The organism is Pseudomaricurvus alcaniphilus (genome assembly GCF_011440395.1).
In the GTDB taxonomy this organism is placed as follows: domain Bacteria; phylum Pseudomonadota; class Gammaproteobacteria; order Pseudomonadales; family Cellvibrionaceae; genus Pseudomaricurvus; species Pseudomaricurvus alcaniphilus.
Genome location: NZ_JAAOIX010000001.1, coordinates 451,097 through 476,364, shown reverse-complemented (window position 1 = coordinate 476,364; position 25,268 = coordinate 451,097). Strand labels below are relative to the sequence as shown.

Sequence of the window (25,268 nt, the reverse complement as noted above, 5' to 3'; positions counted from 1 at the left end):
ACAAGGTATACGCAGTAACAATGACTCTACACGTTTACAACACCAGCACGCGCCAGAAAGAAGAATTCAAACCGCTGCAGGCGGGCAAGGTCAAAATGTACGTCTGTGGCCCCACAGTCTACAACCTTGTACATATAGGCAACGCTCGCCCGGTGGTGGTGTTTGACACCCTGTTTCGCCTGCTGCAGAGTGAATACGCGGAGGTGATCTACGCCCGCAATATTACCGATATTGACGACAAGATCATGAAGGCGGCGGCTGAGAACAGCGAGCCCATCTCAACGCTGGCGGCGCGCTACGCCCGGGAGTTTGAGGCCGACATGGCCCAGCTCAACAACCTCGCGCCCACCATCGTACCCTACGCCACCGACCACTTGCCGCAGATGATCAGCATGGTGCAGCGCCTGATCGACAAGGGCCACGCCTACGTCGCCGAAGGGCACGTGCTGTTTGCGGTGCAATCCATGGCGGAGTATGGCCAGCTGTCCAATCGCTCGCTGGAAGATATGCTCGACGGCGCCCGGGTCGAAGTAGCCCCCTATAAGCAGTACGCCGGAGATTTTGTGCTCTGGAAGCCCTCCCGCGGCGACGAACCCGGCTGGGACAGCCCCTGGGGCTACGGTCGCCCGGGCTGGCACCTGGAGTGCAGTGCCATGATCGAAGCACACCTGGGTGAAACCATCGATATTCACGGTGGCGGCCGCGACCTGGTCTTTCCCCACCACGAGAACGAAGTGGCGCAGAGCTGCTGCGCCCACGACGGCAAGGAATACGTGCGCTACTGGATGCACAACGGCTATATCAATATCGGTGGTGAGAAAATGTCCAAGTCGCTGGGCAACTTTCGCACCGTGCGCGAACTGCTGCAGCAGTACAAGGGCGAGGTGATTCGCTTTGCCCTGTTGTCGGCCCAGTACCGCTCCGAGCTGGACTTCTCCGCCGACCTGCTCAACCAGTCCAAAGCCAGCCTCGATTCCCTCTACGGATTTCTGCGCGACGCCGAAGAGGTGGTGGCCGACCCATCGGTGGACATCAAGACCCAGCCTTTCTACAGCGCTATGCTCGACGACCTCAATACGCCGATTGCCATCAGTGAGCTGCATCAAATGGCCAAGGCCCTGAATAAGGCCGAGGCAGCGGAAAAGGCACGCCTGAAAGGGCTGATCCTGCAGGCAGGTGCACTGCTGGGTATTTTGCAGCAATCACCGGAAGCCTGGTTCACCTCCACGGCGGGCAGTGCCGAGGAGGGTATATCGGCCGCTGAGATCGAGGCCCTGATCGCCGAGCGCGCCCAGGCCAAGCTGGACAAGAATTACGCCCGCGCCGACGAAGTCCGGCAAGAGCTGAAAGCCCTGGGCGTGGTGCTGGAGGATTCCCGCGAGGGCACCAAGTGGCGGCGGGAGTGATTCATCGAGGCAACTACCGCCACATTATCGATAGATGAAAAAAGCGCCAGTGTTGCAGCTGATGACAACCCGCAGACGAAGCGTTGATTTCTGGCAGGAATATGCGCATACCCGCAATGTGAGCGAGAGGGTGGGAGGTACCAGGGAAAACCGTCTGCGGCATGGAGACCCAATGCACTCGCGTTGCTCGCGGGGCCGGCTCTGCCGCAGTCGAGCCTACATGGACGTATTTACGGCGTGTTTTCTATGGTGCCTCCCACCCTCTCGCGCGGGCTGGAAACCAAAAGTAATTATTAACTGAGTGGCCTTTATTAAATGACCAACACCATAACCCCTGAATTCCGCTTCCGCCGCCTGCGCCGCACCTCCGTATTGCGCGACCTGGTGCGCCAGCCCACCATCTCCACTGACGACCTGATCCTGCCACTATTTATCGAGGAGGGCATCACCGAACCGCTGGCCATCAGCAGTATGCCTGGCGTGGTGCGCTACCCGGAAGATCAACTGGCAGGCGCAGTGCAGCGGGCCTGGTCCAAAGGCATCAAGGCGGTATTGCTGTTTGGCGTGTCCCGGCACAAAGACAGTATCGGTTCGGACACCTGGGCCGACGACGGCCTGATGGCGCGCTGTATTCGCAGCGCCAAGAAAGCGCAGCCGGAAATGGTGGTGATCAGCGACAACTGCTTCTGCGAGTACACCGATCACGGTCACTGCGGAGTGCTCTGTGAAGGTTCCCACGAGGGTGTGGATGTGGACAACGACGCGACCCTTGCCAACCTGCAAAAGCAGGCGGTGGTGGCGGCCCGGGCCGGTGTGGATATGATCGCCCCCTCCACCATGATCGACGGCATGGTGGCGGCCATTCGAGAGGGGCTGGACGAGGCGGGCTATAGCCATATCCCCATCATGTCCTACTCTACCAAATTTGCCTCGGCATTTTACGGGCCGTTTCGCGACGCCGTGGACAGTACATTTAAAGGCACTCGCTCCACCTACCAAATGGATCCGGCCAACAGCCGCGAAGCATTGGCAGAGTCCATGCAGGATGAACTGGAAGGTGCCGATATCCTGATGGTTAAACCTGGTATTGCTTACCTGGATATTATTGCCGCTGTGCGCGCCAATAGTCAGCGACCGCTGGCGGTCTACCAGGTCAGTGGCGAGTACGCCATGATTAAAGCTGGCGCCGCCGCCGGAGTTATTGATGAAGAGGCCATTGTGATGGAAATTATGACTGCGTTTAAGCGGGCCGGCTGCGACCTGGTGATCACCTATTTTGCCGAGGCCATTGCCGACTGGCTCAAGCCGTGAAAAAGTATCTGGGCATACTGATCTTGTTGTTGGCGGGTTTGCTGGTGGCGTTGCTGGGCCTGAGCCTGGTCTCGGGCGGGTTCTGGGGTGCGCCGGAGCCGGTGGGCGAAGAGTGGTGCGAGCTGATGATGGAGAAGGCCAATGGCGATTGGACCGACGCCGAGACGCGCAGCTTTTCCAGGACCTGTTTGTACGAATAGCCAAATTACTTGTGCAGCATTCGAGTGACTGGCGAGTGCGTTTTTTGAGAGATAGGAAGGTATGGATCAAGCGTTAAACAATCAATGGCAAAATGCATTTTATCGGCTGCGCTCCAACAAGGCCTTTGAGCTGTTTGTGATTGGCATTATTGTATTTTCCGCGCTGGTGATTGGGGTCAAAACCTATCAGCTGCCGGATTACGTGTATCGTATCGTCACAGTGCTGGACTGGGCGATCACGTTTATTTTTCTCACGGAAATCACCATTCGCTACCTGGGTGAGCCGGATAAAAAGCGTTTTTTTCGCAACCCCTGGAACGTTTTCGACACCCTTATCGTGGTGGTGAGCCTGATACCTATCGACAATACCGATATGGCCCTGATCGGTCGCCTGGTGCGAATTTTCCGGGTGCTGCGGATGGTGTCGATCATTCCGGAATTGCGCATGTTGCTGAACTCGCTGGTGCGGGCGCTGCCGCAGTTGGGCTATGTGTTGCTGATGATGTTTATTATTTTCTATATCTACGCCGCGATTGGCAGTACTTTCTTTGCCGCGATCAACCCGGGTTTATGGGGCGATATTGCCCTCAGTCTGCTCACCCTGTTCAGGGTGATGACCTTTGAAGACTGGACCGACGTCATGTACGAGACCATGACAGTCTATCCCCTCAGCTGGTTTTACTACCTGACGTTTATATTTTTCACCGCTTTCGCGTTTCTCAATATGATCATTGGTATCGTGGTCAATGTACTGGATGAAGAGCATCGCAGGGTGGCCCGGCAGGAGGCCGAGGACGCGGGTGAGCCGGATTTGCGCGACCTGCAGCGGGAAATTCGCGAGCTGAAAGAGCTGATTTTGCAGCAGCAAAAAGCGGGCTGAAGATCTCGCCCCGCGCCCGGGCACGGGCTCGCTCAGCAGGTTTTGATGTACTCCCATCCCGATTTGCCAAGCACGATCCGGTGCTTTGGCCCGTCCAGGCTCAAGTCCTTGCTTGCGTAGGCAATATCTTCGGCGTAGAGGCTGTAAAAGACGTCGTCGCGAGTGGTGGTTCTGGGCAGGATCTGCGGCACCTCGCGCTCGCTGGCAAAGGTTCTGGCGGCGGCCATAGTTGCGCATTGCTGCAATTCCAGCAGGGTGATATACGCCGGCGGCATCAGCTTCAGGTCGCCGGCGACGTGCTGTTGTAACGCCTCGTCAGGAGTGAGCCAGCGGTATTCGACAATCTCGTGGTCGTCGATCAGCACCGCTTGGTCCTCTGCCACAGTGTCCAGCACAAACCAGGTGGCAAAACGCTTCTTAGACTCCGCTGGGGTGGTCCAGTGGGAGTAGTAAATCATTGAGTCGGTGGCCAGTTGCAGGCCGGCTTCCTCCCGGCACTCCCTGGCAGCGGCGCTTTTGGCGGCTTCCAGGGTAAAGCGATCGCCAGCGGGGGCGTCACTATCCTCAATGCGGCCGCCGGGGAACACCCAGGTGGCGCCGGCGAATTTGATGGCACCGGCGCGCAGCAGCATTAGCACTTCAAAGCCCGCACTGGCCGGGCGCAGCAGTATCACTGAGGCGGCCGGGTGAGCAACAGAGGGTTTGCTGCCCGGGTCTTTGCTGGCAAAGGGTTGTTCGGTCATTCAGGTTCCTGCTGTTTTAAGTGTTTTGGCCAGCTAATTACTTTATAACTAAGTCAGCCATCGGGGTTGTTAGGCTATATATTTTAGTGCTTGGGACATCCGCTTTTTCCCCGGCCTGGCTGCGGGGTCTTGCGTTCAAGACTCGCCGTACCCAACGCACTCACTGCGTTCGCGGGGCAGGCTCTGCACCATCCCTGGGGGCTCCACGACAGCATCCATGCTGTCGAGGGTTTTGAACGCAAGCCCCCGCAGCCAGACCTACAATTTCGCCAGATTTAGGAGTCTTGGCTTCGGTGGTAACGAGGTATGATTGATTCGTTTACCAACTGCTGCCCGTGCCGTACGGCCCCTTTTCTGTTCAACTGCTTTCGCTGTTGCCGAGCATGCGCACTTCCCGCTGCGGGAAGGGGATGTCCACGCCTTTTTCATTGAGTGCGGTGAAAATAGCGCGATTCAGTTTGTACATGTTTTCGTAGTACTGCTGTGTAGGCAGCCAGGCGCGAATGCCGATATTGACACTGCTGTCGGCAAAGGCCTCGATACCGACCCGGGGTGGTTTGGCGGGGTCAAAACCACCGGTTTGCTGCATCGCCTCTTCGATAATGGCAATGGCGTTGTTCGGGTCTTCATGGTAGGCGATGCCGATGCTGATTTGGGCAAGGGTATTGGCAAACGAGTTGTGGATGATTTCGCCGACGATGTGGCGGTTGGGAATGGTGATTCGCACTCCGTCTTCATCCGTCAGGACGGTGTTCGCCAGGTGTACTTCCTCTACCTGTCCTGTAACCTCTTGCACGGAAATGGTGTCGCCAATCACAAACGGGCGAGTAATGATGATGGTCAGGCCGGCACTGTAGTTTGACAGCAGGCCCTGTAGCGCCAGGCCGGCACCGAGGCCGAGGGCGCCGATGGCGGCAATAAACGGTGTGATACTGATGCCGATCTTGCCCAGGGCAATGACCGCCACCATGATAACCACCACAATCCTGGCGGCGGAGGCAATAAAACGGCTGAGGGTGATATCGATGCTTTTACGCTGGCACAGGTTGAGCACCAGGTTGCCCACCTTGCGCGCCACCAGTAGGCCGATCAGCAGAATAATGATGGCCCCCAGGATCTGGAAGCTGTATTTCACAAAGAACTCGACCACCATCTGGTAGATGGCCGTTGCCTGCTCCAGTTCCTTGCTAAGTTTGTCATCCATATGGTCGTTTCCCTGGTTGGTTGATTTGAGTTTCAGCGATCAGTTGGGGGCCGCCAGCGTGCGCAGCGTCGCGTTCAGGTGCTATGGGGGCTTAGATCGACGGCTTTTGGTGGCTGCGGCTTCTTTGAATGTGGGGCGCTATTTCGGCGCTGGCATCGCGGTAGAGTTGCTCGATATCGGGCAGTAGCCCCACGGCCATTCTGCGCGACAGCATGGTGATGGGAAACAGGCATTCGCTACCGCCAGGCACGCAGGCTGCGCGGCTCTTGCCCAGCTGGTCCTGGTAGACTTTCCACTCCAGGCCGAGATCCGCCACCATGACATTGCCGAGTACGGCACCGAGGGCCTGCAGGGCAGGGATGTCGTCCCTGGGGATCAGGCCGCGATAGACGATGCGCTGCAACAGGTCGAGATCGTCGCGGTTGCCCCGCACTGGAGTGCCGAGTTTCATGCGGGCCAGTTCGTCGATCTGTTCGACCTGGCTTTCCAGGTGGCGTCTTTCCAGCCAGGACAGATCTTCAATGACAACGGGTTGCTCTGCCGCTGATAGAGACAGGCTGGCGAGCAGGGCGAGGACAAAAACACTATAGCGAGCTGTAAACATCATAAATTCTGCAAAACCTCTGGCCGGGCATTTGATTCGAGCCGGTCATTATAACAGCATCTATTATTGTCGGGGGCGGTTGGGAGCTACACTTGGCTATGCGTCGCCCTCTATGGGGTTATAATAGCGGGCTACTTCTATCAAGCCGAATACCGGGACACCTCTCAATGCCGTTTACTCATTCTATCGGCCACGCCATTTCGCGCAGTGGCACCGAAGCACCGCTGCAATCGCATATTCGAGATCAGGAGTTTCCCGTCAGCGGCTACCTGGATGAGTTGCTGCGCGAGCTCAAACACGCCTTTCAGGGTAAGGCGGGCAAGCAGTACGGGCAATTCCACAGCGATGCGGCCATCGCTTTGGTCTGTCAGTGGCTGCGCCAATTCAGGCAGGAGAAAATGGGTTTCCAGGCCTTTACTAAAAAAGCGGTTGAGCATTTGCAGAGCCTGCTCGCCGATACCGAGATAGTGGTCGACGGTCACCTGTTGTTTACGCTGGAGTCGCTTGCTGATGGCGATTACCTGTACGTGTTTTTTGTGGTTCACAACGAAGGCATCTATCTCGATGGCGACTTGAACCTGGAAATCAGCCGTGCCCTCGACGTTAAGGGCGTGCTTTGGGCGGCAAAGGTCAATTTAACCGACTGGGAGAGCGAGGACGCGGAAGGTAGCTACCTGGCAGTGTTGCGCGCGCGGGGGGACAAGGATCTTACCGAGCAATTGTGGAAGTGGATCGGCTTTGCCGATCAGCGCGATATCGCCGCTGAAACCAACACTTTCCTGGACGCGGTCAGTGCCTATGTGGAGACGCTGGAGCCGGAAGCTGCCCAGACCTACCGTCACAAAGTGGTGGATTTCTGTCTCGACCAGGATCGCCAGGGCGAGGCGGTTGTTATTCGCGAGCTGTCCGCGCATATTGACGATGAGCAGCCAGAGCGCTTCGCCAGCTTTATGGAGGCGCGCGATGAGACTCCCCGGGAATTGATCCCGGTGCGAAGGCAATTGAAGGAGTATGTTCGCATCAGTGGCCGCAATGACCTGCTGAGCATGAGCTTTGCCGCGGAATGTCTCGGCGATTCTGTGGTCTATGACAGGCAAGATGACAGTTTGACCATTCGCAATATTCCTGCGCCGTTGAAGTTGCGCCTCATCAAGCACATGCAAAAGCTGGGTAGCAGCGACACAGAGTGAATTCTGCGGCGCCTTGCCACGTGTAATTGGAGACCAGGATGAAAAAGTTGATCGCGCTTATCGGTGTTTTGTTGCTCGCCGGGCTCGGCTATCTGTATGTGGATAGCCAGCGGCAGTTGCAGCACTACCAGCAGGAGGCCGCGGCGCTGCAATTGCAGCTGGATGCCTTGCGCCAGGACCTGCTGGCGCTGGAAAAAAAGGTGCATATATTGGATAAATCCAGTGTCCAGGGAATCGTGCGCGATACCAATAGTGCCTTGCTGGAAGGCTGGAAGGCATTGATGTCTACCGTTGAAAAAGAGATTAAAAAGGTCGGCGGGGCCACTGCCGACCCGTCACCAGCACCTGCCGACCCGCCACCGGCGCAAGACGATGGTGCTGCGGCGGCACCCGCTGCGCCGGGAAAGCCCGCGCAATAATGCAGCAGGCAGGGAAAGTTCGCTCAATAATCAGTTAAGGAGTTCTTATGAAAGCGGTAAAAATTATTGCCGGGGTGCTGGTTGCTATTGTCGCCATTGTGGCGATTGTGCTGGTCGTCGGTTTGCAGAACCTGGATAAAATCGTCAAGTCAGCGGTGGAAGAGTTGGGCCCGCAGGTGATGGGCAGCAGTGTCACCCTGGATGAGGTCAAGATTACCCTGACCGAGGGGCGCGGTGAGCTGCGCGGCCTGAATGTGGGCAATCCCAAGGGTTTCAGTAGCGCCAATGCCCTGAGCATGGGGGAAGTGGCGCTGGAGATCGACCCTGCCAGCGTCACCGGTCCGGTCATCGTTATCAACGAGGTGCTGATCAGCAATACCCAGCTGCTGGCGGAACTGAAAGGGCTCAAGGACAGCAATCTGCAGGCGTTGTACAACAACGTCAGGGCCAATACTGCCGGTAGCGGCAAGGCCCAGGCGCAGCCCGCCGCAGGCGATCAGGCCGAGGTGCGGCTGGCGGTGAAAAAGTTCACCTTTGCTGACGGCTCCATTCAACTGGTGTCGGATCAGCTGGGGGAAAAGACCCTGAAGTTGCCGGCGATCCGTTTGCGGGACCTGGGTTCCGTAGAGCAGGGGTTGACCCCCGACGAACTGGCTGCTGCGGTGATGCAGCCGATCCTGGCTGCCGCCAAGGAAGCGGTTCAGGATTATGTCGAGGGCATGGCGAAAGACAAAGCCAAGGAGGCGCTGAAGGACAAGTTGTCCGAGAAGCTGGGGGAAGATGGCGCGGAAAAGCTCGACCAGTTGAAATCGTTGTTTAATCGCTAAGGCGCTGTTGCATAGCGGTTTACTGCGCCGCTATTTGCTGCGCAGTGCTGCTTGTTTCTTGGGTGGGCAATAAGGAGGGCAATAATTGGACGGGCTATGTTTTGAAACGTCTATGTTTTGAAAGGTCTATGTTTTGAAAGGTCTATTTTTTGAGAAGGCTACGGTTAAAGGGCTGGCTTTTGCGACGGGCTGTATGTGGTTTAGTCGGGCAGTTTGATTCAACCAAACAGAGTATATTTACCGGTTAAGTCACCGCCTGCAAGCTTTTTCTGCAAAAACATGCTGGATCATGTACAATGGCGATCAATTTCAATAGAGGTTCCCCCTGCTATGCCTGCCAAGCCTAAAACCGCAGCCGCAAAAAAGAAGCAACCAGTCGCCGTAGAATCTTCTGAGAGCATCGCCCAGCAAACCGAAGCGTTCCTGAAGTCCGGGGGCAGCATCGACCACATCAAGTCCGGAATCAGCGGCCAGCAGAGCATGGCAGGCCCCAAACACATTTCCCTGGGCAACAGCAAACCGGCCAAATAAGCCCGGCTTGAGTGTCCCTGGCGGTTAGCTGTTGCCTTTAACAGCTACTGCCTTGCAATAGCCCCGAATGAAACCCCCGATTTACTCTGCTGGCCTGGTCTTGCACCGGCCAGCGGAGTATAGCTGTGGGCTAAAGGCCCTGATCCTGACTGTTCTGGACTTATTCAGGTCCTAATCCTGTTCCGACTCAAACAAGCGGGCGTAGTGGCCACCGTTCTTGATCAATTCTGCGTGAGTGCCCTGTTCCACGATTTTGCCGTGATCCAGCACGATCAGGCGGTCGGCACGAAGGATGGTGGACAGTCGGTGGGCGATGACAAAGGTTGTCCTGGAGCGCGCCAGGTCTTCCACGCCTTCGGTGATGATGGCTTCGGATTCGTTGTCCAGGGACGAGGTCGCCTCGTCGAGAATAAGGATCGGTGCATCTTTCAGGAAGGCGCGGGCGATGGCCAGGCGCTGGCGTTGGCCGCCGGACAGCTTCAGTCCGTTTTCGCCAATCTCGGTGTTGAGCTTGTCCGGCAGGGCTTCGATAAATTCCAGCGCGTGGGCTTTCTCCAGTGCGGCGATAATCTCGGCGTCGCTGTAGGTGCTGACACCGTAGCTGATATTGTTGCGAATGGTGTCGTTAAACAGGGCCACATGCTGGCTGACAATGGCAATTTGCTCGCGCAGGTTGGCCAGTTTGTAGCGATTGATATCGACCCCGTCGATAAATATCTTGCCATCGTCCACCTCGTACAGGCGGTAGATCAGGCTGGAGAGGGTGGATTTGCCGCTGCCGCTCTTGCCCACAAGGGCAATCATTTCACCCGGGTTGACATGCAGCGAGATGTTTTCCAGAACCCGCTTGTCAGTGGCGGGGTAGTGAAAGGTGAGGTCGCGAATGTCGATGTCACCGCGAATTCGCTCTGCCTGGTAATCGCCCTCATCTTTTTCCGCCCTCTGGTCGAGAATGGCAAAGATCAGCTCTGCGCCAATAATACCCTGCTGGATAGTGACGCCGACGCCGCTCAGTTGGCGCAGCGGCTTGGGAATCAGGGCGGCGGCAGTGAGGTAGCCAACCAGTTCGCCAGTGGTGTTCTGCGCCAAAATTGCCGGGTCGAGCAGCAAAAAGATAATCATTGCCACCGCAATGGCCACCACCAGTTGCGATACGGGTGAGAACATGGCCTGCACCCGGCGTATCTTCAGCTGGCTTTTATAGGCTACGTTGAGCGCCTTGGCGTAGCGTGACATCTCGTACTTTTCCGCGCCGAAGCCGCGTACCACACTGTAATTGCCGATGGTTTCCTTGGACACCTGCATGGCTTCGCCCAGGGCGCTTTCATTGCGGCGGGTGATTTTGCGGAAGCGCTTCGATGTGCTGGTTACCATCCAGGCGAGTAATGGTGCCGCCAGTAAAAAGATCGCCGACAGCTGCCAGTTCAGGTAAAAGACATAGGCGAGCAGGCAAACGACGGTCAGCCCCTCCCGGATGATGGTCTTAAGGGCAGTGGTTACCGCCGCCTGGATCTGGTTCACCCCTGAGCTAATACGATGCAGCAATTGCCCCTGGGTGGTCCGGTCGTAAAATTCCGCCGGCAATAACAGCAGCCGATCAAAGATTTCCACGCGGATATTGCGCACGACTGTGGCGCCGACGTAATCGTTGAAGTAAGTGCCAAGGAAAAACCCAAGACCCCGTATCACGAACACCCCGACGGAGAACAGCGGCAGGGTAATGCGGGCGACGGTGTCCTTGTTCTCAATGGCCTCGATAATCAGTTCCATGACTTTGGCCAGCATGGGCTGCGAAGCGGCAAAGATTAGAAAGCCGATGATGCTGAGGCTGAACGGCGTAAGCAGCCCCCGGAGATACCCCAGTAACCTGAGGTAGGTGGTCAACGTTGTTGGTGCAGGGCTTTCAGGCATGAAGTTCTAACACTGTGTCCAGGGGTTCAAGGGCGCGATTATACGTGAATTGTTGCAAAAATAATGTCTTTAGCTGGGACCGATGCCGGTAAAAGTCGATGGCCGCTGCGTGGCAAACCGCCATCGGCGCTTACTGCCGGGTCTTTGCTCTACCCAGTTTGTCGACAAAGCGCTGGTGATCAATAACCACCCGCTCGTGCTTGCCCCGGGAAATGGTATCGATGCCGTCGTGGGCTTCCACGCTAAACGTCAGTTTGCGCCCCTCCACATTAATCAGTTCTACGTTGGCGATGATTTCCATACCCGGTAGGGTCGCCACTTCGTGGCTGACATCAATATGGGTGCCGAGGGTCTGTTCCCGGGGCCAGTCGATGTGGGGGTTGACCGCCAGGATACAGCTCCACTCCAACAGGCCGACCAGGAAGCCGGTGGCGAAGACCTCCGGCATAACCAGGAATTCGGCGGCTTCCGGGTAGAGCATGGGTACGGTTTTTGACTCCGGCACTAAAAATGTGTGTTGGTAGCGAATGCCGACGCACAGGGACTCTTTCATGGTCACCCTTCTTATTTTTGGCGTTATTTTTACAGCGTTTTAATTACCGGCCTTTTTAGCGGTAGCGCCCGGCCGACGGGCAGGCCGCCGCGAACCGGGCAGCCCGCTGGCACGAGCAAATGAACGTCGCTGGTTAACGCAGCTGGGCGTCGAGATGATCGACAATCTCAGCCCAATCCGCGTCCTCGGCGATGGTCTGTTGCAGAAACGCGGCCTGGGCCGAGTTCCAGCACGGCGCCTTGTGCAGTTCGACCTCGGCTGGAATGGGGCGGTTGGCGGCAATAAATTGTTCAATGGCCTGCTCTGAGCTGTCTAGCCCCAGTTGATCAAACAAGGCTTGCATGGAGTGCATTTGGGATTCCATCTTGGTGCTCCTGTTGTGATTGAACAAATTAGCAGTGTGTTTCCGGACTAGTCTACCCACTGCATAACTGATTTGCTATCCATTCGACACTTGCGGTGGCGAGTTAGCGCGGCTCCCCAGGCAGTAGCTGTGGGTCCCTGGCGCCGATAATGCGCGCTGGGTTGCCGCCAACCTTGGCGCCGGCGGGGACATCCCGGGTGACCACGCTGCCCATGCCGATAACTGCTTTATCGCCGATATGGACGCCGTCGACAATGCTGGCATTGGCTCCGATCCAGACGTCGGCGCCTATGGTCACGCCGCTGGAGGTGACGGCTTGCTCCTGAATGAGCCGCTCCGGTGCCATGCCGTGGTTAAAGGCAAAGATACAGGTGTTGGCCGCGATGCGGGTGTTGGGGCCGATGCGGATGCCGGCGCTGCCGCCGTCCAGGATCGCCGCCTGGTTGACGCTGCAGCCATCGGCCAGGCTGATGGGGCCGTGCAGGAAGGCGTTGGCCGCCACCTGGCAGCGGTTGCCAAGCTGAATGTTGCGCCCCGGCTCCGCGAACAGGTTGGCCTCGGGGGCAATAAAGCAATCCGCGCCGATCTCGATGGTCTCGAGCAACTGCAATTGCTGCTGGATCGTCCGCTGCCAGTCCTGCGCCCATTCGCGGTGCCTGGGTTTTAACCGGTAGTAGAGCCAGGGCATAAAGCTGAGCCGCTTTTTGTGTTGTTCACGGTAGATGTCCATGGCCAAATCATACTATGGATAGTGGGCGAGGAATAAAATTAACCTGCTCAGGTGCGCCTTTACCGCGGCAAAAATTCGGCGACTACGGGGCAGTGGTCCGACAGTTCGGCCCAGTGCTCACCAACGCAGACCTGGCTGTCAAGCAGTTGCAGGCCACGGTAGTAAATGCGATCCATGGCGACCCGGGGTTTGCGTGCCGGGTAGGTGGGCAGCAGCTCCCCCTGGGCGTGGCTGGTGACCTCCTGCAAGCCATGTTTGCGCAGCAGAAAGCGGTGGATGCGCTGGTGCCAATCGTTAAAATCTCCCATCAGAATCACCGCCGCCGCGGCGGGCAGCGAGTCGATCCAGCGCGACAGCAACCGCAACTGCCGGTATTGCTCGAAGGGCATAAAACCCAGGTGCACGCAGGCGATATGGATCTCGAGACCGAAACCCTCGGGGCGGATTTCACCGTGTAAAATACTGCGCCGGGAGTAGCGCGACTGGCTGATGTCGCGATTGTGGAGCAGGTGAAAAGGGTATTTGCTGAGCAGGGCATTGCCGTGGTGGCCGGCCTGGTAAATGGCGTTTTTACCGTAAGCGTAGTGGGGCCAGACCTGGTCGGCCATAAATTCGAAATGCGCCTCGCCATGCCAGTTGGCGTGGCGCGATGCGTGCTTCCGGTGTTCGCCGATCACCTCTTGCAGGGCCACGACATCGGCGTGCACCTCGCGGATGGCGGAGCGCATAGAGCCCAGGATAAAGTCCCGGTTGCGAACATTAAACCCCTTGTGGATATTGTAAGTGAGGGTTTTCAAGCTGCGCGACATGGCTATTTATACCCAGTAGCGAATGAGTTTGGCACACCAGCCGATCAGCCGGGCAGTGAAGGAGTAGCGGTGCGACTTGGCCGTCACCTCGATGCTGTCTTTTATGTCCTGCATAAACCACTGGCGCAGGGTTTGTTTACTGTCGGGCAGGTGCAGTTGAATGTCCAGTTCCAGGTCGTGCAGAAACGAGCGATGGTTGAAGTTGGTACTGCCAATCAGGTGCAGGTCGTCGATAATAACCGCCTTGGCGTGGATCATGGCCGGCTGGTATTCATAGACTTTGACCCCGGCATTGAGTAAATCGGCGTAGTAGGTGGCGGTTAAAAACGGCAACAGGCTGATATCGGAGTGCGCCGGCACGATCAGTTTTACGTCCACCTGGCGTCGCCTGGCATTGGCGAGGGCCTTTACGATCGATACCGCCGGTGAAAAATAGGCGCTGACGATCCATATGTGATCCCGGGCGTTATCGATGTGCTGCAACAGCAATTGGTTGCGCCGGCGGCGGGCGAGGCGACCGAGGTTGTCCCAGTACAGCCTGAACAAACCCTTGCCGAGCTTGATGTTGCCGCGGCTCCAGAGAGCGTCAAAGTTCTGGTTTAACTCTTCCACCACCGGGCCGCCGACGCAGAGGCCGTAATCACGCCAGCCTTCACCGCCGTTTTCCGGTGCGAGGTGTACAGCGCTGATATTGAAGCTGCCACTCCACAGGTGGGTGCAGTCAATAACACAGAGTTTGCGGTGGTCGCGCTGATTGATGCGGCTGATAAAATGCAGGGCCTTGTCCAGCCACGATCCCGTGGTCGGCGAGCGGTGGTAGTGATGAATTTGCCAGGGCAGGGGGTGGAAAATTTTAACTTCTACACCGGCAGCCTCGAGCAGGCCGGCGTAGTAATCGCTGGAGTCGTAGCAGCCCACCGCATCCATCAGCACCCTGACCCGGAGGCCGCGCCGGTGAGCGTCTATCAGCGCTTGTGCAACCCGGCCACCGACTGCATCCCGGGCAAAGATATAGCTCTCAAGGTCAATGGAGTAGCGGGCGGACTCAATGTCTGCAACCAGGCTATCAAAGTAAGCTTCTCCCGTGTTGTAAAGGGTTTCGGAGCCCCAGGGGGAAAAGTGGTCTTCCTCAATGACCGTGGGAAGGCTCATCAACAATGATTGTACCGTCCAGGCAGGTGATCTTGATGTCATCCAGGCGCGGATGATTTTCCGGGCGCAGGCGTTCGAGTACGTCGTCCCGGTCCAGCGCCACCACCCCGATATTCAGCACCCGCACGGCGATGCCCTTGCAGCCCTTGTGGCGCAGCAAGTCGGCCAGTTGCAGGCTGTTGAGCTGGTAGCGGCCGGAGGGGAACAGTTCGTGTAACTCGACAAATTGGTCGTACTGCATGCAAGATCCTCATTGCTTGTTATTGGTATTACTCGGCAAATATAGCACAGTTGGCGCTGACAGCTGTTGCTCGATCGTCAGCTGCCAGCGCGGTAGCGAAAATTGGTCGGCGCTTAGCCGTAGAGGCAGAGGTAGGAACTCTCCACGTCGGCCCGAACCAGGAAAACCTCGTTGGCGGCGATTTCGAAGCTCTCGCCGGCGGTGAAAGTTTGCCAGTCGGCAGAGCCGGGCAGCTGGACCGTGAGGGAGCCGCTGGTGACGGTCATTTTTTCTTTCTGGTTGGTGCCAAACTTGTATTCGCCCCGAGCCATAACGCCGATGGTGGCGGGCAGGGTTTCGGTTTGAAATGCAATGGATTTAACTTTGCCGCCAAAATAGTCGTTGGTTTTAAACATGGATAAGGCTCTTGCTGTAGGATTAGGCAGCAATTATAAACACAGGCGGTGATCAGGTCACCGTTACTTTTGGGCCAGCGAGGAAACATAACCCGTGCTCAATCCGTTGCTGGGTACTTTGCGAAAACTGATCGAAGAGGATGACCTGCTGCCGGCGTCGGAACACCAACTGCTAAGCCGGATGGTGAGCGAAGGTGTGTTGGCGCGGGATTACAGTAGCGAGCCGCTGGGGTTGTTTCAAGCGCATTTCCTGCTGATGAACGGGCTCTACCAGTTGCAGGCCAGCTATCGCTCCGGCGGGCGTGGCCTGCTGTCCATTTCGGCGCTGGAAATTGCGCTGCTGCCGGCCCGGGGCCAGAGTGAAAATTCCTCGGAGGTAGCCGGTTTGGCCTCCGTTTGTATGGCCGACTATTATCTCGACTGGAACAATTTTAGTGCGGCAACCAGCGACTCGGTTGACGAGTTGCTGGGTTCCTTCTGGCGCCGGTATATGGGCCGGGATGATGTGCTGCAAGCGCTGGCGGTGCTCGGACTGGAGTCGCTGGACCCTCGGGACCTTGGCAATTGGCTTTTGATCAAGCAGCGTTACCGGCGCCTGGCCATGGAGTGCCATCCGGACCGCGGTGGTGACCAGCAGCAGTTTACCCGTTTGCAGGCGGCCTTTACCCGGCTCAAGGCCTTCTTTGGTGAGTCTGGCTGATATGGCGGTTATCTGGGAAAAGCGCAGTGCCAGCAGCGCGCAGCCGCACAATATCGATGTCTACCAGGTGCGCAGCGCCGGCCGCAGCCGGCGCCTGTACACCAATGGGGTGTTTCACAGCCAGTACAACCCCCACTACCCGGCGGCCGGATCGGTGTGGGATCTGCTGCTATTGCCGGCGTTTTTCCACCCGCCCGGTGCGTTGCAACGGGTACTGGTGCTGGGCGTAGGGGGCGGTGCGGTGTTGAAACAGCTGCAGCATTTCCTGCAGCCGGCCAGTATTACCGGGGTTGAATTGAACCCGGTGCACCTGCAGGTGGCGCGGCGCTTTTTTGAGGTAAAAGGAAAGTGCTTTCAGTTGTATGAAGCGGATGCGGTGGCTTGGCTAAAGGCATACCGCGGGCCAAAATTCGATCTGATAATCGATGATCTGTTCGGTGATATGGACGGTATACCTGCGCGGGCGGTGGCGGCAGAGCCCGGCTGGTGTCGACTGTTGCAGCGCCGCTTGGCCAGCGACGGCTCGCTGGTTATGAACTTCGATACTCCGGCGGGGCTGGCTGGCAGTGCCTGGCTTGCGGATCCGGAATTCGCGGGCAGCTGGCAGCAGCGCCTGCGTTTCTCGACGCCCCTGTACGAGAATGCGGTGGGGCTGTTTACCCGGCAGCCGACCAGTCTGGCCCAGTTCCGGCACCATCTGCAGCAGTTCAAGCAGCTGGACCAGGGCCGCTCAAGCTGTCGTTTGAACTTCAGGGTGGCGAAAATCTGATCCCGGGCAGGTGCTGCCGCTCAGCTTCTCCAGTGTGGATTGTCTATAGCTCTAGTCTATGGCTACAGGCTATGGCCGCAGCGCCAGCACTTTGAATTTGCCATTGCTGGCCAATTGTTCAACACCGCTATAGTGGCGTGTGGCGAGGCGCTCCAGAGGGATAAACTGGTTGACCACAAACAGGGCAACTCCGCCGCGAGACAGTCGTTGGCGGCTGTGGCGAAGAAACTTTTCCGTCAGTGCAGCATCGACGGAGAAACCCTGGTGGAAGGGTGGGTTGCAGAGGATCAAGTCAAACTGGCTTTGGATGCGGGCACCGCAATCGTCGGCACTGAGGTTGACCGGCAGCCCGAAGGCGTCGGCATTCAACTGCGCGCAGTGAATGGCCGCGGCATTGTTGTCAGTGGCCCAGCGCTCGCGCAGCGAAGACCAGCCGGCGCTGCACAGGGTCAGGTAACCATAGCCGCAGCCCAGGTCGAGCAGGGAGCCGGGCTGCATTTGGTTGGCGGCCAGGTAATCGGCGGCCACGGTGACCAGGAACTCGCTGCCGGCGTCGATCTTGTCCCAGCCAAACAGCCCCGGTTTGCTAACTACAGGTTGGCCATCCAGCTCGGCTATGACTCGCGCCGTTTCGTAATCGCGATCGTCCAGCGCCGTGCCGCTGCCGGCGCCGGACGTTTTGCGGATACGGGCCAGGTAGCTGTTGCCGTGTTTTTGGGCGGCGGCTTTAGTACCGAACAGCTTGCCGGCCTTGTCGGCGTAGGTCTTGATGCCATCGCCTTTTTCCCCGGCCAGGATCAATTCAGCATCCACTTTCAGCAACCCCAGTGCGAGGTTGATGAGGTAGTGCACCACCGGCTTCTCCTTCGAGACCCGGTAGACGATGCGGTCGAAGCTGGCGGGAGGTAGCCGGCTGCAATCGTAATCGCTAAATTCCGCATTCAAGCCCTGGGCCTTGCAGGCGCTGTAGACATCAAAGCGGTTGCTGATGATAAGCAGTTGTGACCCCGGCTGGAGGTCGGCCGCGCTGGTGAGCAGGTTTTCATCGGCAAAGCACAGTGTCTGCAGAGCCTGGTCGTGCAAGTAAGGGGCAATGATGCGAAAGCTGGCGTCAGTCATAGAATAGCCGGGTTGATGATGGGCAGTGCCACAGCACTTTTACAGCTGCACGCTGGCGATTTCGCTGGCGCTGAGTTCGCGGTAGTCGCCCGGTTCGAGGCTGTCATCAAGGACAATGGCGCCGACGCTCTCGCGGTGTAATTCCTCAACCCGGTTGCCCACTGCGGCGAACATGCGCTTTACCTGGTGATAGCGGCCCTCGCTGATGGTGAGCCGGGCCTCGTTACTGTAGACCTGTTGCAAGCTGGCGGGCAGGGTAGGTTTGAGGTCGCCGTCGAGTAGCACGCCCTGGGCAAACAGGTCGGCGGTCTCGGGGCTGATGTCCGTTGCCAGGGTCACATAATAGGTTTTACCGCAGCTGCGTTTGGGGGAGGTGACGGCGTGGTTCCACTTGCCGTCATCGGTAATCAGCACCAGTCCGGTGGTGTCGATATCGAGGCGGCCGGCGATTTGCAGCTTGTCCCGGTTGGGTTCGTCCAGCAGTTCCAGCACGGAAGGGTGATCCCGGTCCTTGCTGACGCAGACGTAACCCACCGGTTTGTGCAGCATAAAGTAGCGCGGCCGCGGCGCTTGCAACAGTTCACCGTCGATGGCCACTTGTGCCTCGGCGCTGATATGCAGGGCAGGGTCCTTGCTCACGGCCTGATCCACCGTCACGCAACCGCTGCGCAGCAAGCGCTTGACGTCCTTGCGGGACAGGTCGGTGACCTGGCTTATGTATTTGTCGAGGCGCATGCTGGTGTCTTCACTGGTCAGGGGTTATTGATTCGGGCTTATTGATCGGGTTTATTGATCGGGGTTTGCTGGTCCAGGGCCATCCCCATGGGTTGACAGGGAATGGTGCCACTGCCGGGGGATGGCGTCCAGCCACTGAAAACCCTGCAAGAGTGCGTGCAGGGTCTGGTCCAGCGGTGCGGTAATTTGCAGGGGCTGTCGGCTGAGGGGGTGCTGCAGTTGCAGGCTGGCGGCGTGCAACAACAGGCGCCCGGCGCCCAGGTGATCCTTGAAATAGCGGTTGTGGCGGCCGCGGCCGTGCTTGGCGTCGCCGATAATCGGGTGGCCAATGTGTTTCATGTGACGGCGGATCTGGTGCTTGCGGCCGGTTTGGGGCTGGCACTGGACCAGCGAGTAGCGGCTCTGGGGATAGGTCTCGATGGCCACATCCAGTTCCCGGGTGGCGAGGCACTGGTAGCGGGTAACTGCGGCCTGGGCGGGTTTGTTCTGGCGCGCCTTGTGGTCGCTGTACTTGTCCAGTTCCTCAGTCAGCGGGTGGTCGATCAATCCGGCCGGCTCGGCGTAGCCACGCACTACGGCGAGATAGGTCTTCTGCACTCGTTGTTCCTCCATGGCCTGGCTCAGCGCGCGGGCGCTGTCGGGGTCGAGGGCGAACAGCAAGGCGCCGGAGGTGGGTTTGTCCAGTCGGTGCACCGGATAGACCCGTTGGCCGAGCTGGTCGCGCAGCAACTGCAGGGCAAAGCGGGTCTCGTGCCGGTCGATGGCGCTGCGGTGCACCAACAAGCCACTGGGCTTGTTGATGGCCACCAGCCATTGATCCCGATAAAGGATGGGTAGTTGTTCGGCCAAGGGGAGTTCAGTTAGCCGATTTTCTTTTCGCCAGAATCCACAGACTGGTAGATCAGGGTATTGATGGTCATGGGGCCGACGCCGCCGGGCACCGGGGTGTAGGCGGCCACTCGGTCCTTTAATGGACCCAGTTCGATATCACCGACGCCACCGGGATGGTAACCGGCGTCGACCACGACCGCGCCGTCCTTGATCCAGCTGGCCTTGATAAATTCCGGTTTGCCCACTGCGCCGACGACGATATCCGCCTGCTTGATATGATTTTCCAGCCCCCGGGTGCGGGAGTGACAGATGGTGACAGTGGCGTTAGCACCGAGCAGCATCATCGCCATGGGCTTGCCCAGAATGGGGCTGCGACCGACTACCACGGCATGCTTGCCGGACAGCTCGATATTGTAGGCTTCCAGCAGGCGCATAATGCCCTTGGGTGTGGCGCAGCCGTAGGCCTCTTCGCCCATGCTCATGCGACCGAAGCCCAGGCAGGTGACGCCGTCGACGTCCTTCTCCAGGGCGATGGCGTCAAAACAGGCGCGCTCATCGATTTGTGCCGGAACCGGGTGTTGCAGGAGAATGCCGTGCACATTGGGGTTGCTGTTTAATTCCTCGATCTTGGCCAGCAGCTCCTCGGTGGTGGTGGTCTCCGGCAGTTCCACCTTGAGGGAATCCATACCAATGCGGGTGCAGGCGTTGCCTTTCATGCGCACGTAGGTGGCAGAGGCGGGATCCGCACCTACCAGGATGGTGGCGAGGATGGGAGTTTGACCGTTGCTCTTTTCCTTAAGGGCGGCGACCCGGGCTGAGAGTTCCTGCTCGGTTTTTGCGGCAAGGGCCTTGCCGTCCAGTACCAGTGCTGACATCGATGAGTCCTGTAGGTGGTAGTAAAAGAAAGAGATTTGAAGCTGTGGTGCAAATCAGGGCGGCTATTCTCCCACAAGCGGCCGCCAGAGCCAATATATTGACCTTTTTGCTGTGAAATCAGGCGCTTGGGGTCGGCTTGAGCAGTGCCCGGGAGGCGTCTGTGTGGCGTCAGCGTGGTGAATGCATGGTGAATGTAAGTTACTGCAATTGTTGAATATTTTTTTCCAAAAAGCCGTTGACGGAGGGGCGGTGCATGGGTAATATGCGCACCTCTTCGCCGCCGTGCGGTTTGAAGCAGTCGGAGTGTAGCGCAGCTTGGTAGCGCATCTGGTTTGGGACCAGAGGGTCGGGGGTTCGAATCCCTCCACTCCGACCATTATTTCCGGTCTTTACAAGCAGTCCTGTTGTGAAGACCCACCGGGTCAAGTGTCCGGTAATGTTAGGAGCCTGGCTAAGGCTTTGAGTCTGGGGCTCACCCCGTTGCCAAACTGGCAATACCCAGTGCGCCCGTAGCTCAGTTGGATAGAGCATCCGCCTTCTAAGCGGATGGTCGCAGGTTCGAATCCTGCCGGGTGCGCCATATTTTAGTTAAATTGCGTCCGCGGTGGATTTTCAGCCCGTTGCGTCAAATTTCTGAAGAAGTTGAAGCGCATATTCCCCGCACCGATCAATGGTGGGCGTAGCTCAGTTGGTAGAGCCCTGGATTGTGATTCCAGTCGTCGTGGGTTCAAGTCCCATCGTCCACCCCATTTAATGGCCTGTAAGTTATTGTCTGACAACAACTTACAGGCTTTTTTTGTGCCCGCTGTTTAGCTGCTTGAGGCACTAACTCACCCGAATATACCCCATCAGCCCGGTCTTCATATGCTCGATCACATGGCAGTGGTACATCCAGTCGCCGGGGTTGTCGGCCACAAAGGCGATGCGTGCGCGCTCGTTTTTGGCCAGCAGGATGGTGTCGGTGTGGTAGGGCGTAATCTCGCGCTTGTCAGAACCGATGACGGTAAAGGTGTAGCCGTGCAGGTGGATCGGGTGCTCGTGGGGGCTGGCGTTGTGCAGTTCAAAAATATAGGTCTTGCCGAGGCTTAGCTCGGCCAGTGGCGCCGGTATATGGTCGGCGCTCATATGCCCCCAGGCGCGCTTGTTGATCATCCAGAATTTGTGGTCTACCTTGCCGTCGCTGTTGGCCGGCGTCAGGGCGCCCTCCCACTCGAACACAAAGTTGAGAACTTCCGCCTCGGCCAACTGCGGCGCCGGAATTGGATTGACCGGCAGGGCGGGGATGCGCGTGCGCCGGGGTAGCTCCGCCGGCACGCTGCGCAGGCGGAAAATCTCGAAGTTGAAGCGGCCTTTGCGGTCGTACACCACCACCTCTTCGCCCACTGCGGCGGGCGCCACCAGACCCAGGTCGAGGCGCATGCCGGCACCGGTCGGGCGGCTATCCAGCGGGTAGGGTTTAGCGATGGCGTTGCCATCCAGCGCCAGTACCTGGGCCGGGTAGTCTTTCAGGCTGAGGTCGAATACCCGGGTGTTATCGACATTGATCAGGCGCAGCCGCACCAGGCCGCCAGCGGGAACTTCGAACACCGGCTTTTGCAGCCCGTTGACGGTTTTGACGTTGCCCAGTGTGCCCATGCGGGCGGCCTGGCGCGGGCTGGAAAAAGGCTTGAAGCTGCCGTCGGCATTGAGCAGCCAATCCTTTAACACCACCACCAGATCCTGGTCAAACCCTGCCGGCTCGGCCTCTTCCACAATCAGTGCGCCCACCAGGCCGCGGCTCATTTGCTCGAGGCTGTTGACGTGAGGGTGGTACCAGAAGCTGCCGGCGTCCGGGCAGAGAAAATCGTAGACAAAACTCTCGCCGTGCTGCACCGGCGGCTGGGTCAGGAAGGGCACGCCATCCATGGCGTTATCGATGCGGATGCCGTGCCAGTGAATGGTGCTGGGCTGGCCCAGCCGATTGATAAACTTTACCCGCAGCCGCTGCCCCTGGCGGACCCGCAGCAGGGGGGCCGGTGCCATGCCGTTGTAAGTAAACGCCGGGGTGCTGGTGCCGGGCAGGATTTCCACCGGCGCCGGTTCGGCCAGCAGCACGTAGTCGTAGTCGTCAGTGTCGCTGTCCACCAGGGTGCAGTGGGGCAGGGTGGTAACCGCGACTCCGGCGATGGCGGTGGCTAAAAATTGGCGGCGGGTGATGGGCACAGTAACAATCCTTACAGGTAACCTTGTTTCTTGCGGGCAGCGGAAGTTAACTGTGAGTCACGGCTGCGCGAAATATTTGCTGAATTGTATAGAAAATCGGTGTTGTTAGGGGTAATTAGTATTCTCTGGGTAATCCAGCTGCGCCGCGAATAGACTTTGGCGACAGCAGGCGAGCCCTGCTTATCCGCAGGGCAATGAATTCGACCTGTTGCTTAGGGCCAGACAACCGAGTCGTCAGGGACTGCCGCCAGCAGGGTGCCCGCTCGCGCAAATGAATCCGGGCAGCGCAGGCACCAGGCAAAAAAATACGGTCTGCGGCTCAACCAGGTCCAGCGGCCAAATGATTGTCCCAGCGCAAGTCGCGGTGAACAAAGTGGTTGTGTAGCGTGTCGGGTTGGCGGGCGTCGATGGCGATGACCTGGCCGTGGCCGTTGCTGACTAAAAACTGTTCTGCGCCCGGGCAGTAGGTCGCGCCGGCGACATCGGCAAGGTTATGGCTGCGCAGCAGGCTATGGTTGGACAAGTCCCACAGGCTGATATTGTTGCCCTTGGGGGATGTGGTCAGGGCCACCTGCCTGGCGCTGTCTACAGCGACGCTGGCGATGTACTGTTTTTGCCCGAGCCAGTGCAGTTCATCGGCCTGCATCGGTTGCAATTGGTCTTCACCGCCGTGACTCAATACCAGCGGCAATATCTCACTGCTGTCCCCTTGAAACTGCACCCCCATGACCACCCGGTCATCCGCAGACACGGCCAGGTGACGAATGCTCATCTGGTGGTGCTGGGGCCGGAACTGGTCGATGACCTTGCCGTCGCGACTGTCCAGATAGGCCAGCGATGGCTGCATGGTGTCGGGATTGAGGTTTTCACGCGCCTGGTCCGGGTGGGTAAGGATACCGCCGGTGGCTATGGCCAGAGTGGTTTGATCACTGAGGAACTCCAGCTGGTGCGGGCCGATACCGCCGCAGTGAAATTCGCCCAGGCGACGGTAATAGGCGCTGTCGTAGATACCGATGACACCGTGACCGCGCTGGTAGGCGTTCTCGGTGGTGAACAGGCGACTGCCGTCGGCGGAGAATGCCCCGTGGCCGTAATAGTGGTAACCGGGGGGGCTGGACACCTGCTGCTGCAGTTCGCCCCTGTCGAGGTCGACGATATAGAGTTCCGTGCCGGGGCGACGGGCGTAGAACACCGCCTGCGCGCGATCCGGTCGCCAGCTGATGGCGTGGGCGCGGTGGGCGACGGGAATGCGAAACGCCGGCTCGCCGTCGGCCCGCCAGCCGCCGATCCAGTGATTGCCCCGGGCGTCATTGCAGGCGGACAGCAGCAGGTCATCGGCAGCAGCTCGCTGGCCGTGGGAGCGTGGCGCTAACCAGCCGGCGCCGGCCAGGCCGATTGCCCCCAGGCCCAGCAGGCCGAGGCCGCCCAGCCCGGCACCCAGGAGCTGGCGACGTTTAATCCCCGTCATTGGCATTAAACCCCAGGTTGACGCCCATGGCGGCGGGCAATTGGGTTTTCAATTGGGTTTGCAGCAGCCCCACATCCACATATAACTGCTGCAGAAGTTGGTGCTGGTCGGGGTCGGATACTCCGTCAAAGATATTCGGGAGCAGCTCCAGTTGCCCGGTGGCACGGCTGAACAGGTTGTCGATTTTGACGGCCAGCTCAGCCTCGCCCCGGTGCTTGAGGTAGTCGTCCATGCCGTAACCGTCGGCGCCGCGATAGAGATTGGCGGCTGCGTACAGGTTGGCGGCCAGGGCCTGGCTGGAGTAGCGGCTGCGCCAGGCTTCGCTCAGGTAGGGGCGCGGTCGATTGCCTTTGGCGCGATGCCCCAGGGGTTGTGCCAGCTGGTCGCGCTTGGCCACTTCAACACTGTTCACCAGGGCGTCGACCAGGGCGGCGATGGCGCTGGCCTGGTCGGGAAATTCGCTGTTGTCCGGCCCGGTTGCAGTGAAACGGGCCCGGTAGTTGCCCGCGTCTGCGCGCCAGGCGCGATAGAGATTGGCGGCCACCTGCTCGGTGTGTTGGCTCACCGCCTGCAGCAGCTGGCAGCGGCGCTGGCTGAGCGGGCCAGTCTGGTAACTGCTCAATTGGCCGTCCTGGTGGTCAAACAGCAAGAACTCCAGCGCAGACAGGCCCTGGGTGACCACACTGGCTTTGCCGATGCGCTCCACCGTCAGTTCTTCATCGCTGCGCAGCAGGCTGTTCAATTTCTTTTCGATAAGGTTGTGCTTGTCGGGCCAGAACTGGATTTTCCAGCTTTGATTGTCGACACTGATTGGCCCAAAGCCGATAACTTTTACCGCTTGCCAGGTGCGCATGGACTGGCGCCATTGTTCTCGTAACTGTTCCAGACCGGCGTTGTCAGGTTGTCCGCAAAAGCTCTCGCTCAGCCGGGCCAGCTCAGCGCTGTGCTGACTGAATTGCTGTTGCGCTGGCAGGATGACGTTGTTGGCGATGTTGTCCAGCAATTGCTGTTCGGGGCTGGCGGTTGGCTGGCAGCCGGTCAGTGAAATAAGTACAGCCGATACTATGGCTGCAAGGCGGATAAAAGTCATAGGAGCCT

The 25,268-nt window shown here is 58.5% G+C and carries 28 protein-coding genes and 3 tRNA genes; 13 read left to right on the top strand and 18 right to left on the bottom strand.

Translation table 11 applies throughout. The features are described 5' to 3' along the window. The first annotated feature begins 20 nt into the window (after positions 1–20). The 4 genes from cysS to G8764_RS02045 all read left to right on the top strand — a co-directional run bounded on the left by cysS (position 21) and on the right by G8764_RS02045 (position 3,797). Complete coding sequence (cysS, locus tag G8764_RS02060; RefSeq protein WP_166161370.1) at positions 21–1,406, top strand: cysteine--tRNA ligase; 1,386 nt, start codon at positions 21–23, stop codon at positions 1,404–1,406. A 315-nt stretch (positions 1,407–1,721) separates the two neighbouring features. Then, a complete protein-coding gene (gene hemB, locus G8764_RS02055) occupies positions 1,722–2,717 on the top strand; it encodes a porphobilinogen synthase (RefSeq protein ID WP_166161368.1) in 996 nt (331 codons plus the stop codon). Further along, complete coding sequence (locus G8764_RS22685) at positions 2,714–2,917, top strand: DUF3012 domain-containing protein (RefSeq protein ID WP_166161367.1); 204 nt, start codon at positions 2,714–2,716, stop codon at positions 2,915–2,917. Before hemB ends, G8764_RS22685 begins: the two co-directional genes overlap by 4 nt. A 61-nt stretch (positions 2,918–2,978) precedes the next feature. Then, on the top strand, positions 2,979–3,797 hold the full coding sequence (locus G8764_RS02045) for an ion transporter (protein ID WP_166161366.1): 819 nt from the start codon (positions 2,979–2,981) through the stop codon (positions 3,795–3,797). Between the two features lie 32 nt (positions 3,798–3,829). On the opposite strand, the gene G8764_RS02040 is transcribed toward G8764_RS02045, so the two are convergent. The 3 genes from G8764_RS02040 to G8764_RS02030 all read right to left on the bottom strand — a co-directional run bounded on the left by G8764_RS02040 (position 3,830) and on the right by G8764_RS02030 (position 6,351). Continuing rightward, a complete protein-coding gene (locus G8764_RS02040) occupies positions 3,830–4,540 on the bottom strand; it encodes an NUDIX hydrolase (RefSeq protein WP_166161365.1) in 711 nt (236 codons plus the stop codon). Positions 4,541–4,898: 358 nt separating this feature from the next. Continuing rightward, the gene (locus G8764_RS02035; RefSeq protein ID WP_166161364.1) at positions 4,899–5,744 is read right to left on the bottom strand and encodes a mechanosensitive ion channel family protein; all 846 of its coding nucleotides are present in this window, start codon (positions 5,742–5,744) and stop codon (positions 4,899–4,901) included. 91 nt (positions 5,745–5,835) lie between these two features. Beyond that, positions 5,836–6,351 carry a DUF3806 domain-containing protein gene (locus G8764_RS02030; protein WP_166161363.1) on the bottom strand — a complete coding sequence of 172 codons (516 nt, stop codon included), beginning with the start codon at positions 6,349–6,351 and terminating at the stop codon, positions 5,836–5,838. 164 nt (positions 6,352–6,515) lie between these two features. On the opposite strand from G8764_RS02030, the gene G8764_RS02025 reads away from it, so the two are divergent. From G8764_RS02025 to G8764_RS02010, 4 genes are all read left to right on the top strand, one after another. Next, positions 6,516–7,538, top strand: a complete 1,023-nt coding sequence (locus tag G8764_RS02025) for a nucleoid-associated protein (protein ID WP_166161362.1) — start codon at positions 6,516–6,518, stop codon at positions 7,536–7,538. A gap of 38 nt (positions 7,539–7,576) precedes the next feature. Further along, on the top strand, positions 7,577–7,957 hold the full coding sequence (locus G8764_RS02020) for a hypothetical protein (RefSeq protein ID WP_166161360.1): 381 nt from the start codon (positions 7,577–7,579) through the stop codon (positions 7,955–7,957). 47 nt (positions 7,958–8,004) lie between these two features. Beyond that, positions 8,005–8,784 (top strand): DUF748 domain-containing protein, encoded by a 780-nt coding sequence (locus G8764_RS02015; protein WP_166161358.1) that lies wholly within the window; start codon positions 8,005–8,007, stop codon positions 8,782–8,784. A gap of 330 nt (positions 8,785–9,114) precedes the next feature. Beyond that, positions 9,115–9,315 (top strand): hypothetical protein, encoded by a 201-nt coding sequence (locus G8764_RS02010; RefSeq protein ID WP_166161356.1) that lies wholly within the window; start codon positions 9,115–9,117, stop codon positions 9,313–9,315. Positions 9,316–9,486: 171 nt separating this feature from the next. On the opposite strand, the gene msbA is transcribed toward G8764_RS02010, so the two are convergent. From msbA to ppnP, 8 genes are all read right to left on the bottom strand, one after another. Further along, on the bottom strand, positions 9,487–11,226 hold the full coding sequence (gene msbA / locus G8764_RS02005) for a lipid A export permease/ATP-binding protein MsbA (RefSeq protein WP_166161354.1): 1,740 nt from the start codon (positions 11,224–11,226) through the stop codon (positions 9,487–9,489). Between the two features lie 130 nt (positions 11,227–11,356). Beyond that, positions 11,357–11,779 carry a thioesterase family protein gene (locus G8764_RS02000; RefSeq protein WP_166161352.1) on the bottom strand — a complete coding sequence of 141 codons (423 nt, stop codon included), beginning with the start codon at positions 11,777–11,779 and terminating at the stop codon, positions 11,357–11,359. Between the two features lie 133 nt (positions 11,780–11,912). Further along, complete coding sequence (locus G8764_RS01995) at positions 11,913–12,143, bottom strand: DUF2789 domain-containing protein (RefSeq protein ID WP_166161350.1); 231 nt, start codon at positions 12,141–12,143, stop codon at positions 11,913–11,915. A 103-nt stretch (positions 12,144–12,246) separates the two neighbouring features. Beyond that, positions 12,247–12,873 carry an acyltransferase gene (locus G8764_RS01990; protein WP_166161348.1) on the bottom strand — a complete coding sequence of 209 codons (627 nt, stop codon included), beginning with the start codon at positions 12,871–12,873 and terminating at the stop codon, positions 12,247–12,249. Between the two features lie 59 nt (positions 12,874–12,932). Next, positions 12,933–13,682 carry an endonuclease/exonuclease/phosphatase family protein gene (locus tag G8764_RS01985; RefSeq protein WP_166161346.1) on the bottom strand — a complete coding sequence of 250 codons (750 nt, stop codon included), beginning with the start codon at positions 13,680–13,682 and terminating at the stop codon, positions 12,933–12,935. A gap of 6 nt (positions 13,683–13,688) precedes the next feature. Beyond that, complete coding sequence (locus G8764_RS01980; RefSeq protein WP_166161344.1) at positions 13,689–14,834, bottom strand: phospholipase D-like domain-containing protein; 1,146 nt, start codon at positions 14,832–14,834, stop codon at positions 13,689–13,691. Then, positions 14,812–15,075: a hypothetical protein gene (locus tag G8764_RS01975; protein ID WP_166161342.1), complete on the bottom strand. Its 264-nt coding sequence runs from the start codon at positions 15,073–15,075 to the stop codon at positions 14,812–14,814. The genes G8764_RS01980 and G8764_RS01975 overlap by 23 nt, the downstream gene beginning before the upstream one ends. Positions 15,076–15,188: 113 nt before the next feature. Next, positions 15,189–15,470 (bottom strand): pyrimidine/purine nucleoside phosphorylase, encoded by a 282-nt coding sequence (gene ppnP, locus G8764_RS01970; RefSeq protein ID WP_166161340.1) that lies wholly within the window; start codon positions 15,468–15,470, stop codon positions 15,189–15,191. A 94-nt stretch (positions 15,471–15,564) separates the two neighbouring features. Between ppnP and G8764_RS01965 the strand changes: the two genes are divergently transcribed. Beyond that, positions 15,565–16,170, top strand: coding sequence for a DNA-J related domain-containing protein (locus G8764_RS01965; RefSeq protein WP_166161338.1), 606 nt, complete (start codon positions 15,565–15,567; stop codon positions 16,168–16,170). Beyond that, complete coding sequence (locus G8764_RS01960) at positions 16,157–16,939, top strand: spermine/spermidine synthase domain-containing protein (protein ID WP_166161336.1); 783 nt, start codon at positions 16,157–16,159, stop codon at positions 16,937–16,939. The genes G8764_RS01965 and G8764_RS01960 overlap by 14 nt, the downstream gene beginning before the upstream one ends. Positions 16,940–17,008: 69 nt before the next feature. Here G8764_RS01960 and G8764_RS01955 read toward each other — a convergent pair whose 3' ends face one another. Genes G8764_RS01955 through folD form a run of 4 tightly spaced genes read right to left on the bottom strand, consistent with a single transcriptional unit; the run spans position 17,009 to position 20,499 of the window. Continuing rightward, positions 17,009–18,058 (bottom strand): class I SAM-dependent methyltransferase, encoded by a 1,050-nt coding sequence (locus tag G8764_RS01955; RefSeq protein WP_166161334.1) that lies wholly within the window; start codon positions 18,056–18,058, stop codon positions 17,009–17,011. Between the two features lie 39 nt (positions 18,059–18,097). Then, on the bottom strand, positions 18,098–18,793 hold the full coding sequence (rsuA, locus tag G8764_RS01950) for a 16S rRNA pseudouridine(516) synthase RsuA (protein WP_166161332.1): 696 nt from the start codon (positions 18,791–18,793) through the stop codon (positions 18,098–18,100). A 51-nt stretch (positions 18,794–18,844) separates the two neighbouring features. Continuing rightward, a complete protein-coding gene (gene truC / locus G8764_RS01945) occupies positions 18,845–19,642 on the bottom strand; it encodes a tRNA pseudouridine(65) synthase TruC (RefSeq protein ID WP_166161330.1) in 798 nt (265 codons plus the stop codon). Between the two features lie 11 nt (positions 19,643–19,653). Then, on the bottom strand, positions 19,654–20,499 hold the full coding sequence (gene folD / locus G8764_RS01940) for a bifunctional methylenetetrahydrofolate dehydrogenase/methenyltetrahydrofolate cyclohydrolase FolD (protein ID WP_166161328.1): 846 nt from the start codon (positions 20,497–20,499) through the stop codon (positions 19,654–19,656). A 300-nt stretch (positions 20,500–20,799) separates the two neighbouring features. Here folD and G8764_RS01935 point away from each other — a divergent pair. From G8764_RS01935 to G8764_RS01925, 3 genes are all read left to right on the top strand, one after another. Further along, positions 20,800–20,876: transfer RNA gene (locus G8764_RS01935), tRNA-Pro, on the top strand. A gap of 127 nt (positions 20,877–21,003) precedes the next feature. After that, positions 21,004–21,080 (top strand) — tRNA-Arg (locus tag G8764_RS01930). Between the two features lie 93 nt (positions 21,081–21,173). After that, a tRNA-His gene (locus G8764_RS01925) sits at positions 21,174–21,249 on the top strand. 76 nt (positions 21,250–21,325) lie between these two features. Here the strand turns inward: G8764_RS01925 and G8764_RS01920 are convergent. The 3 genes from G8764_RS01920 to G8764_RS01910 all read right to left on the bottom strand — a co-directional run bounded on the left by G8764_RS01920 (position 21,326) and on the right by G8764_RS01910 (position 25,260). Further along, positions 21,326–22,702 carry a multicopper oxidase domain-containing protein gene (locus G8764_RS01920; RefSeq protein ID WP_166161326.1) on the bottom strand — a complete coding sequence of 459 codons (1,377 nt, stop codon included), beginning with the start codon at positions 22,700–22,702 and terminating at the stop codon, positions 21,326–21,328. A 319-nt stretch (positions 22,703–23,021) separates the two neighbouring features. After that, the gene (locus G8764_RS01915) at positions 23,022–24,170 is read right to left on the bottom strand and encodes a DUF1513 domain-containing protein (protein ID WP_166161324.1); all 1,149 of its coding nucleotides are present in this window, start codon (positions 24,168–24,170) and stop codon (positions 23,022–23,024) included. Beyond that, positions 24,157–25,260, bottom strand: coding sequence for an imelysin family protein (locus tag G8764_RS01910; RefSeq protein WP_166161322.1), 1,104 nt, complete (start codon positions 25,258–25,260; stop codon positions 24,157–24,159). The genes G8764_RS01915 and G8764_RS01910 overlap by 14 nt, the downstream gene beginning before the upstream one ends. Between the last annotated feature and the right edge of the window lie 8 nt (positions 25,261–25,268).

Coding starts and splice junctions, on each gene's coding strand:
- G8764_RS02010 (WP_166161356.1), top strand. CDS start 9,115: ATGCCTGCCAAGCCTAAAACCGCAGCCGCAAAAAAGAAGCAACCAGTC.
- ppnP (WP_166161340.1), bottom strand. CDS start 15,470: ATGTTTAAAACCAACGACTATTTTGGCGGCAAAGTTAAATCCATTGCA.
- msbA (WP_166161354.1), bottom strand. CDS start 11,226: ATGCCTGAAAGCCCTGCACCAACAACGTTGACCACCTACCTCAGGTTA.
- G8764_RS01990 (WP_166161348.1), bottom strand. CDS start 12,873: ATGGACATCTACCGTGAACAACACAAAAAGCGGCTCAGCTTTATGCCC.
- G8764_RS01955 (WP_166161334.1), bottom strand. CDS start 18,058: ATGACTGACGCCAGCTTTCGCATCATTGCCCCTTACTTGCACGACCAG.
- G8764_RS02030 (WP_166161363.1), bottom strand. CDS start 6,351: ATGATGTTTACAGCTCGCTATAGTGTTTTTGTCCTCGCCCTGCTCGCC.
- G8764_RS01985 (WP_166161346.1), bottom strand. CDS start 13,682: ATGTCGCGCAGCTTGAAAACCCTCACTTACAATATCCACAAGGGGTTT.
- rsuA (WP_166161332.1), bottom strand. CDS start 18,793: ATGCGCCTCGACAAATACATAAGCCAGGTCACCGACCTGTCCCGCAAG.
- G8764_RS01915 (WP_166161324.1), bottom strand. CDS start 24,170: ATGACGGGGATTAAACGTCGCCAGCTCCTGGGTGCCGGGCTGGGCGGC.
- G8764_RS02020 (WP_166161360.1), top strand. CDS start 7,577: ATGAAAAAGTTGATCGCGCTTATCGGTGTTTTGTTGCTCGCCGGGCTC.
- G8764_RS02000 (WP_166161352.1), bottom strand. CDS start 11,779: ATGAAAGAGTCCCTGTGCGTCGGCATTCGCTACCAACACACATTTTTA.
- G8764_RS01995 (WP_166161350.1), bottom strand. CDS start 12,143: ATGGAATCCCAAATGCACTCCATGCAAGCCTTGTTTGATCAACTGGGG.
- G8764_RS01980 (WP_166161344.1), bottom strand. CDS start 14,834: ATGAGCCTTCCCACGGTCATTGAGGAAGACCACTTTTCCCCCTGGGGC.
- G8764_RS02035 (WP_166161364.1), bottom strand. CDS start 5,744: ATGGATGACAAACTTAGCAAGGAACTGGAGCAGGCAACGGCCATCTAC.
- G8764_RS02015 (WP_166161358.1), top strand. CDS start 8,005: ATGAAAGCGGTAAAAATTATTGCCGGGGTGCTGGTTGCTATTGTCGCC.
- G8764_RS02040 (WP_166161365.1), bottom strand. CDS start 4,540: ATGACCGAACAACCCTTTGCCAGCAAAGACCCGGGCAGCAAACCCTCT.
- G8764_RS01910 (WP_166161322.1), bottom strand. CDS start 25,260: ATGACTTTTATCCGCCTTGCAGCCATAGTATCGGCTGTACTTATTTCA.
- cysS (WP_166161370.1), top strand. CDS start 21: ATGACTCTACACGTTTACAACACCAGCACGCGCCAGAAAGAAGAATTC.
- G8764_RS02045 (WP_166161366.1), top strand. CDS start 2,979: ATGGATCAAGCGTTAAACAATCAATGGCAAAATGCATTTTATCGGCTG.
- G8764_RS02025 (WP_166161362.1), top strand. CDS start 6,516: ATGCCGTTTACTCATTCTATCGGCCACGCCATTTCGCGCAGTGGCACC.
- hemB (WP_166161368.1), top strand. CDS start 1,722: ATGACCAACACCATAACCCCTGAATTCCGCTTCCGCCGCCTGCGCCGC.
- G8764_RS01975 (WP_166161342.1), bottom strand. CDS start 15,075: ATGCAGTACGACCAATTTGTCGAGTTACACGAACTGTTCCCCTCCGGC.
- folD (WP_166161328.1), bottom strand. CDS start 20,499: ATGTCAGCACTGGTACTGGACGGCAAGGCCCTTGCCGCAAAAACCGAG.